The sequence below is a fragment of the Bacillus sp. JJ783 genome, from assembly GCF_036963225.1.
Classification (GTDB): Bacteria; Bacillota; Bacilli; order Bacillales; family Bacillaceae_G; genus Bacillus_A; species Bacillus_A cereus_U.
This window is the reverse complement of record NZ_JBALMG010000038.1, coordinates 14,792-25,347: the sequence shown is the minus strand read 5'-3', so window position 1 is coordinate 25,347 and position 10,556 is coordinate 14,792. Positions and strand designations below refer to the sequence as shown.

Here is a 10,556-nt window from a genome sequence, read left to right as displayed (position 1 = left end):
TTGGTAGTAATATCAATTATGAAATAAAGGATAGTAAGGACAATATTCGCATCATTGCAAAGGATGCAAGTAGGCGGCGCCAAAGAAAGATTTTAGTAACGTACATCGATAATAATGGTGCAGAGCATGAAATAATTGTATGTGACGGAAAGTTATTGGATGCAAATTTCGTATTTACCTTTACATATAAGACAGAAGAATATGTTGTTCACAAAAATTCACTTGGGATTGGAAAGGTATTACGAAAGGGCTATGTAATAGCAGATTGGAATATTCGTCTTGAGGAAGATATGTATTACATCGAGATGAATGTATATGATGAGGATTATATAGAGGATCAATACTTACTGTTAGGTGTATTTCATGCGGTTTTGTATGGGTGATAAAGTGAAACTTTAATCAGTGGGAGTCTTACTGCCCGTAACTAGTGGGATAAATAATGAGGAGGGAGGCTGATTTTGATTAGCCTCCTTTTTTATCTGCTTGTCGGCATTCATACAAAGAGAAAGCATAAGGTATTCTCTAAAAGATTTATTAATCATGCTGTTAACTAGAGTATATTAAGAATAATGTATATGCAACCATATAGTAATAAAAGTCCAAAAACATCAATAATAAAATATTTAATAGTTGTTGGTTAGAGTTTTTTGAGTACCCCTTTATTAATCCTCAAAAATAAAAATCTTATCAATCGTACTATGAAGTGCCCTCGCTATATCATGAGCAAGCTGTAAGGAAGGATTATATTTTCCTTTTTCAAGATGGCTAATCGTTTCACGACGTACACCAACCTTTTTCGCTAAATCTTCCTGCGTCATATGCACTTTGGCGCGGTATTCTTTTATCTTCGTTACGAACGCCATGGTGCATCTTCCATTTCATCCACAGGCTTATCGTAAAAGAAGATAGAGAATCCGAATGTAAGAATGAGTGTGCTGAAAATAAGAGCGATATCAATCTCTTGTAAAAATGGATTCGGAAATAACATTTCAATAAACATAATGATAGTTGTTGTTAGTAATGTAATGATAAAGGCATTGCGGCATGATTTATTGACGATTTGTTCAAAAAGCTCATCGTGATGAACTTTTCTATATGTCGTGAAAAAGGAGAAGAAACAGAACATAGTAAACAATCCTTTTTCGTAAAAAAATCCGAGAAACCCAAAGAAACCGAGAAATCCTAAATATTTAATCCAAGTTGTTTTCACGATAGATTCTCCTTTCGATGTTAGAAATAAATCACTATATGTTATAAATATATCACATATGGAAATTCATAGTAATAATAGTTTTGCGATTTATTTCATAATAATAGTAAAAAAGGTTAAATATTCTGTAAAATAAAAAGGGAAATATCGTAAAATGGTTGTAAGGAGGGGGAGGAAGAAATGTTAACTGGGATAATGATCGTTATATTACTTGTAGTGATTACTGTAATTGGAACGGTGTTAATTGGGCGAAATGGTGATGCGAATTATAGTAAAGCGACAAAAGGAAATATTAAACGACTTACGATGATTTATATTATACTAGCCGTTGTTTTAATCGTTGGATTAGGAGTTTATATTTATTTTAAAGGTTAAAAAACTGAAAAATGTAAAAATCTGAAAATATAAGTATGCTATAATATCAATATAGTTAATTGGTAATTAAGGAAAGGATTGGATGTAATGATTGAAATTGTGAATGTGTCAAAAAGTTATAATGGATCTAACTACGCAGTAAAAGATTTAAGTTTATCTGTACCTAGCGGAGAAATATTCGGATTTTTAGGACCGAATGGTGCAGGTAAATCAACGACAATTAAGATGATTACTGGTATTCATGGGGTGGACAAAGGGACCATTACAATCAATGGTAAAGATATTATGAAAAACCCGATGGAAGCGAAGAAAACATTTGGCTATGTTCCAGATAGCCCGGATATGTTTTTACGATTAAAAGGAATTGAATATTTAAACTTTATGGCTGATATGTACGAAGTGCCGAAGGAAGTAAGGCAAGAACGAATAGAGTCTTTAGCGAAGAAGTTTGATCTTTATAATGCTTTATCTGATCAAATTCAAAGTTATTCACACGGTATGAGGCAAAAGATTGTTATTATTGGTGTGCTCGTGCATGAGCCGGATGTATGGATTTTAGATGAACCGTTAACAGGGCTTGATCCGAAATCTGCATATATTTTGAAAGAAATGATGAGAGAACATGCAGATAAAGGGAAGATTGTATTTTTCTCTACACACGTATTAGAAGTGGCGGAAAAAATATGTGACCGCGTCGCTATTATTAATAAGGGGAATTTGCAGTTTAAAGGAAATTTAAATGAAATGAGAGATCATTTTAAATCCAATGAATCACTTGAAAAAATGTTCTTGGAGATGACAGGTAATGAGTAAAATATGGACGTTAACGAAAGTATTATTGAAATTAAATTATGCAGATTTTATAACTGATAAAAAGAAACGATGGGCATATTTATTTTCATTTGCAGCAATATTATTTGTAGGTTTTTTAATATTCGGTTCGATGACCCACGGAATGTATGAAGGAATGATACATCTAGGACAGGATCCAGGGATTATTATTGCAATGGGATTAGCTATTGCTAGTATATGGGTATTTTTGATGAGTATTATGAATATTTTAACAGTGTTTTACTATAGTAATGATGTTGAAATGTTACTACCGTTACCGTTAAAACCAGCGCAAATTATTTCGGCAAAGTTCTTTACAGTGTTAATTACACAATACGTAATGAGCTCGTTTATTTTATGGCCTATCTTTATTACTTACGGTTTAAAGAGTGGTGCTTTCATTACATATTACATTTATATGGTTGTCATTTACATATTCTTCCCTATCGTTCCGTTAGTGCTAGCTTCGTTAATTATGACAATTATTATGAGGTATACGAATATAGCGAAAAATAAAGATCGAGGAAGTATATTTATTGGAATCGTAAGTATACTATTTATCGTCGGAATCAATGTATTTATGCAATGGAGAAATAAAAGTGCAGTATCTGGAGCTGGAGATTCAGTTGCGAATTATCTTGTAAATAATCAATCCTCCCTTTTCATACAAATGACAAATTATTTTCCGACTACATATTTTGGTGCAATGGGATTAGTAGAAAATGCATCGTGGAAGGGAATATTATACGTACTAATATACATTCTTATTTCTATCGCGTTTTTCGGGCTGTTTTACTATATTGCAGAGCGTACATATTTAAAAGGGGTTATTGGTCTTTCAACGAGTACAGCAAAGAAAGAGGTAATTTCAGCAGAAGGTTTACAGAAATCAACGGTACAAAGTTCACATTTAAAAGCATATGTGAAAAAAGAATTTAAAACGTTATTCCGCACGCCACAATTTTTCTTAAATTGTATTGTGCAAACTTTCGTTATGCCAATTATGCTGTTCTTTGTTTTATTTGTACAAGATGGAAATTTAAAATGGATTACGGAATATATTGATAATCCAGAATCTGCAGGTTTCGCAATTGGTGTTGGCCTTTGTGCATCCTTATTTTTAATGGGGAGTAACGTTATTGCAACAACGTCATTCTCACGAGATGGAAGCTCTTGGTTTGTGAATCGCTATTTACCAGTAAAGGCTTCGGATATCTTTTTTGCGAAAGCAATAACTGCTTGGTTAATTAATGTGGTCATTTTAGCAGTATTCGGTATTACGATGGCAGTTGTAGCGGGTATTTCTCCAGTCTTCATGATACTGTGGTTTTTACTAAGTGCGAACGGATTGCTCTTAATTAATTTAATCGGTACGCGCTGGGATGCACAAACTGCAGATATACATTGGGATACAGAACAAAAATTATTTAAAAGTCGATACACAACTTTGTGGAATTTTTTAGCTAATATTTTAATAGCTTTAGTTATTGTAGCGGGAGTAAGTGTATTGTACTTTGTCCTTCAGGTAGGACTGTGGGTTATGTTTATTATTTTATTTATACTGTTTACCATTACCAATTTAATTTTAATTAGAATTTTAAAATTAGGTGCAGAGCGTATATTGTCAAATATTCAATAAGAAGATATATCCTCTGTATTCGTGCAGAGGATATATCCATAGATGGAGGAGAAAAGGTGAGGAAAATAGCAATTGTAACAGGGGCAACTCGTCTGAATGGAATTGGTGCAGCTGTATGCAAGGTGCTTGCTCAAAAGGGGATAGACGTCTTTTTCACGTACTGGCCTCGGTATGATAAAGCAATGCCGTGGGGAATGAATGATCAAGAACCCTTTTTGTTGAAAAAGGAAATTGAAAGTTACGGCGTTCGATGTGAAATGGCAGAAATCAACTTATCGAAGTCTTATTCGCCTAATCGTGTATTGTATATGGTATCAGAACGTTTAGGTGAGCCATCTATTCTTATTAATAATGCGGCGTATTCTACTCATACGAAAATTGAAGAGTTAGATGTAGAGCAGTTAGATAAACATTATACGGTCAATGTTCGTGCTCCTATGCTATTAAGTTCATTATTTATGAAACATTTTTCACTTAAAACGAGTGGAAGTATTATCAATCTTACTTCTGGGCAGTCACTAGCGCCAATGCCAGATGAACTGGCATACGTAGCAACAAAGGGAGCAATAGAAGCATTTACAAAGTCAGTTGCACCAGTAGCTATGGAGAAGGGGATTACAGTCAATGCTGTTGATCCAGGACCAACGAATACAGGATGGATTACAGAGGAATTACAGCATCATTTAGCATGGAAATTCCCGCAAGGTAGAGTTGGAGAACCGGTGGATGCTGCCCGTTTAATCGCTTTTTTAGTAAGTGAAGAGGCGAAGTGGATTACTGGGCAAGTCATTCATTCGAATGGTGGTTTTTCATAAAAATATTATGTTAACAAGTGTTGAGAAATAAAAAAATTAGGAATTATTTTATTTTTTTGTGTAAATAAAATGTCAAGAAAGATAAAAAATTGATAGGAGAGTATGTTGTCATTTGTAGATTGTAAATCTTCATGTGACAATATACTCTTTTTCTTTTGCTACAGAGAAGAAAAATGAGGTAGAAGAAACTCGAATATTAAAATAAATTTATCGTTTTTTGTACGTATTATTATGAAGATTACTGTCGGAAAGATGGTGATTCGTGTGAAAAGGGATTTTTTAAGAAAAAATAGAATCGTAAAGAGGAGGATAAATTATATAAACATAGGGGGATTTTTATGAAAATGAAAAAGGTCGCTATCGCATCAGTAGCAATTGGTACAATGCTTTCAATGGCAGCTTGTAGTACCTTCACAGATAAAGATGAAGCGAAGAAGGATCCAGCAACAGCGCAAAATGAAGAGCAATCAAAAACGACAAGTGCAGATGAAGCGTCAAAAACAACGAAAGATACTGAAAAAGACACAAATACTTCTTCGAATGAAAAAACAGATAAGGATGCAAAAAATACAAAGGAATCAACAGGAACAGAAAGTAACGGAAAAACAACAAAAGAAAAAGAAACGACAGGAAAAACGAATGATCAAACTACTAGCGGGAAAACAACAGATCAAAGCACAAGTACAAACAATAACGGAAAGACAACGAAAGATCCGAAGAAAAACGTCGCTGTGAAAGCAAATGTAAAAGAAGTTGTTACCTTAATTGAAAGCTTAGACAAGCAATTAGCTGCAAATCCTAAATTAGAAACAGTAAATAAACTTGGAAAACAAATTAATGAGAAGTGGGATGTAATTGAAAAAGATATAGAGGCATCACATCCAACTGAATACAAAACAATTGAACAAAGTTTGTATCCATTAATTATAAGAGCGGAAAAAGAAAAGATAGATGTTAATAAAATGAAGTCATTAACGACGAAAACGAAAAAAGATTTAAATCAATTATTAACGAAGCTTTCATAGTTTCAAAAGCCTACTCGTGTGAGTAGGCCTTTTTAGTTTGTTGTACATTCTCGTTGGGTGTTAAGAAATAAAGACTTCATTTGAAAGGAACGTCACAATGATAAAAAAGAGTGATAACTATTAAAGATATTCTTTGATAGGAAGTCATATAAAACGCTCCCTTGTATTTATATTTACAATTTAGTAGTTTTTAAAGTTCATTGTTTTTAACGGAAATTTCATTTTAATACAAAGGGGAATGGATATGAATTTTGTGAAACTTGAAACGCAAAAACAATTGGATTAGTTGTAAAAGAGTGATGTTGTAATTGTGAAATGGAAACAAGGAGCAAGGCAGTACAAGGAGTTAGGAGAAATCACACATCATGATTCTTGCATAATTAATCGTATAAATGAATTGATTTTGAATGTACCTCGAAATGATTACTTTTTCATCGATAATTATTTAACAGGAAAATCATATGCAGCAGAAGTTTATGTAGTGAATCCGTAAAAAGAGCAGCTAGCAAAAGCTAACTGCTCATCTCCAAGGGGGAATGGAGAAAATATAATGTTGTCTACATTATTGACGGAATATCGGGTTTTATTCATTCGTCTATAAAAGTCGAGATAAAATATCTTTAATTAAACCTGAGGTCCCAATAAGGAGTATCGATAGAAAAATTATTGAGAATATACTTTTTTTAGGTTTTTTAAACTCTAGGTATAAGTTAATGATTGCACCAATTACAACAACAAGAAAGATAACGAGTCTTAATATATCTGGCATGAATAACACTCCTATTAATTACTTAATTGGATTATACAGGAAGTTACTTTGAGATTAACGAATAGGAGTGCGATTTAAGGAAGATTTAAACAAAATAATCCTTTTACTCAAAAAAATATTGCCTGTATACTAAGAGGCAATATTTTTTAGTGAGAATACTTAGTGAATAGTTCAATTGCTTTTTCAGGTACATAGAATTTCCCGTTGCTTTCTACAACAACACTTCCTAATTCATAATCTTTTCCACCGATATAGATAATGTTTTTATTAACAAACAATTTTGCCGATGTATTATTGCGTTTTACTACAAGCACCGGGTTTCGTGCATCTTTTTTGTCAATCGTTACAGTTGCACCAATTTGTTTAAAGGCTGTTTCAGCATCTAAGAATAATTTCTTAGTTATTTCTCCTAATTGAAAGCCCATTGCTTTGGCCATTATTTTCGCAATGTCTGTATTTTGGACTAAACCGTATGGCTTTTGAGGACCGTAAGAGTATAAGAATACATCTTCACCTGTATGACCACCAGTTGTAAAACCGATGTTCGCACGGTTGGCCAATAATTTAGTAAGGATTGGACCTACATCAGCTTTCTTATGTGCAGCTTTTAACTTTTCTCTTTCATCATCAGTTAGGTTGTCTAAACCGTAAAGAGCAGCTACTTCTTTTATATTAGATAAATCATCTTTTAGTTTACTTGTAGCACCTTCAAGTGTCATTTTCGCCTTTTTCAGTGGGTCAATGTAAGCTGATACTGGTGTAGTATCATATCCTTTTGTGGTATTGCTGTTACCGATGGAAATACCGCTATTACCATGATCCGCTAAAGCAATGACCATAGTGTTACCATCTTTCTTCGCAAATGTTAATGCTTCTGTAACCGCATCATCAAACGCCAATACATCGCTAATCATCCCGATAGGGTCATTTGCATGTGCTGCCCAATCTGCCTTACTGCCTTCTACGAATAAGAAGAAACCATCTTTATCTTTTGATAATGTTTGAATTGCTTTTCTCGTCATCTGGGAAAGAGTTGGCTGTTTAGGCTGGCTTACTTCACGATCCATATCGAACGCAAGGGCAGTATTAGAGAAAGAACCCCAGATTTTATTTGATTTGGAGTTTAGTAACGCATCTTTTGTTTCGACAAAGTCGTACCCTTTTCCTTGAATCACTTTTACTAAATCTTCGTTGTCTTTACGAATTCCATTGCTTGTCGTAGGCTGAAGTGCTGCCTTTCCACCACCTAATACAACTTCTATATTTTGATAAACTTGCTGTTCACCAAGCACTTCAAAATTTTTACGGTTAGCATGGTGGGCAGAGAAACTAGCCGGAGTAGCATGCTGAATTTCTGATGTAGCAACGATTCCTGTTGCGCGGCCTGAACGTTTTGCGCCTTCTAAGACGTTGGCAACTGGACGAAACTTACATTCTTCTTTCACTGGTTCTAAGCCAGGTGAATTCACAACAGAAGGCAATACGCCCACGTAACCTGAATTTGATTTATTTCCAGTAGCTAAAGCTGTAGCTGCCGGTGCAGAATCCGTAATAGCTGATTCTGCCGAATACGTACGAACACCTCCGGATACAATTTGATCTAGTGCAAGGGGTGAACCTTTATACCACCGGGCTAATGTTGTAGCAGAAGAGCTTGTCCCATCTATAACCATAAAAATTACATTTTTAGGTTGCTTTCCTACTTTTTTCACCTCAGCTTTTACCTCGTTACCGTTCATCATGCTTCCTGCTGCTAATGACCATAGCACTACCGTTCCCGCTAAAGTTAGTCCCATTATTTTTTTACGAAGAGTAGTCATTGTGGTTCCTCCATTGGTTGTTTTCGATATCCCAATCTAGCGTTCGTATGTAAACAAGATTTATTATTAGTAGTACCCTATTGCAACGAAACTAACAATAACTATGGAGTCAAAAAGTTAAATTTAAGCTATTTATTCAGCAAAATATTCACCTCATATAAAATCTCTTAGTTGTATAGTCTTTCCTATAAAAAGAATCTTCTTTTTATTTTATGGGAAACATTTAAAAAAGGATGGTGGGAAAATGACAATTGATCGAGTTTGTACAATTGGTCCAGCAAGTAATAATAAAGAAACATTAGCGCAGTTAATAAACAATGGTATGAAAATTGTTCGGTTGAATTTATCACATGGCACGCATGAAAGTCATAAAGATATCATTCGTTTAGTAAAATCGTTAGACGATTCTATTAAAATTCTGGGGGATGTACAAGGTCCTAAAATAAGATTGGGTGAAATGAAAGAGGAACAAATTACCCTTGAAGCAGGGGAGTTATTTATTTTGCATACCAATCCAGTTCAAGGGAATAAAGAAGAAGCAAGTGTTGATTATGTAGGGATTGCGAATGACGTGAAAGTTGGAAGTAGAATTCTTATTAATGATGGAGAAGTTGAGTTAATCGTTGAAAAGGTAAGTATGGACAAAATAGAAACGAGGATAAAAACAGGTGGAAATATTGCCTCTCATAAAGGGGTGAATTTACCAGGCGCAATTGTTGGTTTACCAGCTATTACAGAGAAAGATAAAAAAGATATTCAGTTTCTTTTAGAAGAGAATGTTGATTTTATTGCGTGTTCCTTTGTGCGAAAACCTAGTCATATAAAAGAAATACGAGAGTTTATACAAGAGTATAAAGAAACTTCGCCCCATTTAATTGCAAAAATAGAAACGATGGAAGCAATCGAGAATTTTCAAGACATATGCAAAGAAGCGGATGGCATTATGATCGCAAGGGGAGATTTAGGTGTGGAATTGCCGTATCAAATTATTCCACTTTTACAAAAAATGATGATTCGTGAGTGCAATCGAACGAATACATATGTAATTACAGCGACACAAATGCTTCAATCTATGGTAGATCATTCTATTCCTACAAGAGCTGAGGTAACTGATGTATTTCAGGCTGTATTGGACGGAACGAATGCTGTTATGCTTTCTGCTGAAAGCGCGTCAGGGGATCATCCAATTGAAAGTGTGAAAACATTACGTCTCGTTTCTGAATTCGCTGAGCATGTAAAAAAAGACGGTCCTTTTGCGATGAAAGATGTACTGGAATTGCTGCATAAATCTCTTTAGTTTATATAGAAGGATTTATCTCTCATCCTAAAAACGTACAGAAACGAATCAGGGTATGAGGTGCCATTTTAGTAGTTACTTACAGATTGAAAGGTGGCATGCTTGCTACCTATATGAAAGAATCGTTATGGAACATAGAGGTCTTTCGAAAATCGAAAGAAGGATGTTAAATTAATTAATCCAATTATCTCATTTAAAATATGTTCATTCCTATTCATAAATGATATCCTTATAGTTGAATACTTTTGCTGAATCAGCAAGAATTTGTTGTTCTTTCTGTATGAATTCAACTTTTTTATGGAAAGATATGTTAGTAAGTGTGCAATTTGAACGTTTTATTTTTTAGAGTATGATAGGAGGAGAATGAATATGGAAGCAATTGAAGTAGGCGAAGTTTTTAGTCTTAGTGATGAGAATAATGAAGAGCAGGAAGTTGAAGTGCTTGGAGCGATGGATGTCGAAGGAGCAGAATACATTGCGGTTGCCTTTGTAGAAGACATTCAAACAGAAACAGAGGAAGACATTGATATCTTCTTTTTAAAAGTAGAAGAAGATAATGAATTCTCATACATAGAGAATGATGAGGTATTTGAAAAAGTATCTGCGGCGTTTGAGAAGATTATGGACGAGCAAGAACAAGAATAATAATAAAAAGAGTTAGACAAAAGAGGGAGATGCATATCTGCCCTCTTTTTTTGTATATGGTTGAAAATCACATTTATAGCGATCGATAATTATATTATGTAAACTAAATGTTTTTTTATCCCGCATTAAC

The 10,556-nt window shown here is 34.1% G+C and carries 12 protein-coding genes; 9 read left to right on the top strand and 3 right to left on the bottom strand.

The features are described 5' to 3' along the window. Positions 1–383 (top strand): tubby C-terminal domain-like protein (locus V7038_RS08790; protein WP_438825106.1); only part of this gene is annotated, 383 nt, incomplete at its 5' end. Positions 384–662: 279 nt separating this feature from the next. Here the strand turns inward: V7038_RS08790 and V7038_RS08785 are convergent. Both V7038_RS08785 and V7038_RS08780 read right to left on the bottom strand, forming a co-directional pair. Further along, complete coding sequence (locus V7038_RS08785; RefSeq protein WP_002110900.1) at positions 663–863, bottom strand: helix-turn-helix transcriptional regulator; 201 nt, start codon at positions 861–863, stop codon at positions 663–665. Then, positions 851–1,210, bottom strand: coding sequence for a DUF3796 domain-containing protein (locus tag V7038_RS08780; RefSeq protein WP_002110899.1), 360 nt, complete (start codon positions 1,208–1,210; stop codon positions 851–853). Before V7038_RS08780 ends, V7038_RS08785 begins: the two co-directional genes overlap by 13 nt. 180 nt (positions 1,211–1,390) lie before the next feature. Between V7038_RS08780 and V7038_RS08775 the strand changes: the two genes are divergently transcribed. The 6 genes from V7038_RS08775 (at position 1,391) to V7038_RS08750 (ending at position 6,388) form a co-directional block, all read left to right on the top strand. Then, positions 1,391–1,585, top strand: a complete 195-nt coding sequence (locus V7038_RS08775) for a hypothetical protein (RefSeq protein WP_002142517.1) — start codon at positions 1,391–1,393, stop codon at positions 1,583–1,585. A gap of 87 nt (positions 1,586–1,672) precedes the next feature. Next, on the top strand, positions 1,673–2,398 hold the full coding sequence (locus V7038_RS08770) for an ABC transporter ATP-binding protein (RefSeq protein ID WP_002110897.1): 726 nt from the start codon (positions 1,673–1,675) through the stop codon (positions 2,396–2,398). Further along, complete coding sequence (locus V7038_RS08765) at positions 2,391–4,055, top strand: putative ABC transporter permease subunit (protein ID WP_002110895.1); 1,665 nt, start codon at positions 2,391–2,393, stop codon at positions 4,053–4,055. Before V7038_RS08770 ends, V7038_RS08765 begins: the two co-directional genes overlap by 8 nt. A gap of 56 nt (positions 4,056–4,111) precedes the next feature. Next, positions 4,112–4,870 carry an SDR family oxidoreductase gene (locus V7038_RS08760; RefSeq protein ID WP_002110894.1) on the top strand — a complete coding sequence of 253 codons (759 nt, stop codon included), beginning with the start codon at positions 4,112–4,114 and terminating at the stop codon, positions 4,868–4,870. A gap of 338 nt (positions 4,871–5,208) precedes the next feature. Next, positions 5,209–5,895, top strand: coding sequence for a hypothetical protein (locus V7038_RS08755; protein ID WP_070139712.1), 687 nt, complete (start codon positions 5,209–5,211; stop codon positions 5,893–5,895). Between the two features lie 310 nt (positions 5,896–6,205). Further along, positions 6,206–6,388, top strand: coding sequence for a hypothetical protein (locus V7038_RS08750; protein ID WP_223260385.1), 183 nt, complete (start codon positions 6,206–6,208; stop codon positions 6,386–6,388). A 422-nt stretch (positions 6,389–6,810) separates the two neighbouring features. Here V7038_RS08750 and V7038_RS08745 read toward each other — a convergent pair whose 3' ends face one another. Next, positions 6,811–8,484, bottom strand: a complete 1,674-nt coding sequence (locus V7038_RS08745) for an alkaline phosphatase (RefSeq protein ID WP_070139711.1) — start codon at positions 8,482–8,484, stop codon at positions 6,811–6,813. A 244-nt stretch (positions 8,485–8,728) separates the two neighbouring features. Between V7038_RS08745 and V7038_RS08740 the strand changes: the two genes are divergently transcribed. After that, complete coding sequence (locus tag V7038_RS08740) at positions 8,729–9,781, top strand: pyruvate kinase (protein WP_070139710.1); 1,053 nt, start codon at positions 8,729–8,731, stop codon at positions 9,779–9,781. Between the two features lie 369 nt (positions 9,782–10,150). Then, positions 10,151–10,426, top strand: coding sequence for a DUF1292 domain-containing protein (locus tag V7038_RS08735; protein ID WP_002110889.1), 276 nt, complete (start codon positions 10,151–10,153; stop codon positions 10,424–10,426). Positions 10,427–10,556: the final 130 nt, after the last annotated feature.

Bases quoted from the DNA above. Each gene is read 5' to 3' on its own strand.
- V7038_RS08785 (WP_002110900.1), bottom strand. From the start codon at position 863: ATGGCGTTCGTAACGAAGATAAAAGAATACCGCGCCAAAGTGCATATG.
- V7038_RS08775 (WP_002142517.1), top strand. From the start codon at position 1,391: ATGTTAACTGGGATAATGATCGTTATATTACTTGTAGTGATTACTGTA.
- V7038_RS08770 (WP_002110897.1), top strand. From the start codon at position 1,673: ATGATTGAAATTGTGAATGTGTCAAAAAGTTATAATGGATCTAACTAC.
- V7038_RS08765 (WP_002110895.1), top strand. From the start codon at position 2,391: ATGAGTAAAATATGGACGTTAACGAAAGTATTATTGAAATTAAATTAT.
- V7038_RS08755 (WP_070139712.1), top strand. From the start codon at position 5,209: ATGAAAATGAAAAAGGTCGCTATCGCATCAGTAGCAATTGGTACAATG.
- V7038_RS08745 (WP_070139711.1), bottom strand. From the start codon at position 8,484: ATGACTACTCTTCGTAAAAAAATAATGGGACTAACTTTAGCGGGAACG.
- V7038_RS08740 (WP_070139710.1), top strand. From the start codon at position 8,729: ATGACAATTGATCGAGTTTGTACAATTGGTCCAGCAAGTAATAATAAA.
- V7038_RS08735 (WP_002110889.1), top strand. From the start codon at position 10,151: ATGGAAGCAATTGAAGTAGGCGAAGTTTTTAGTCTTAGTGATGAGAAT.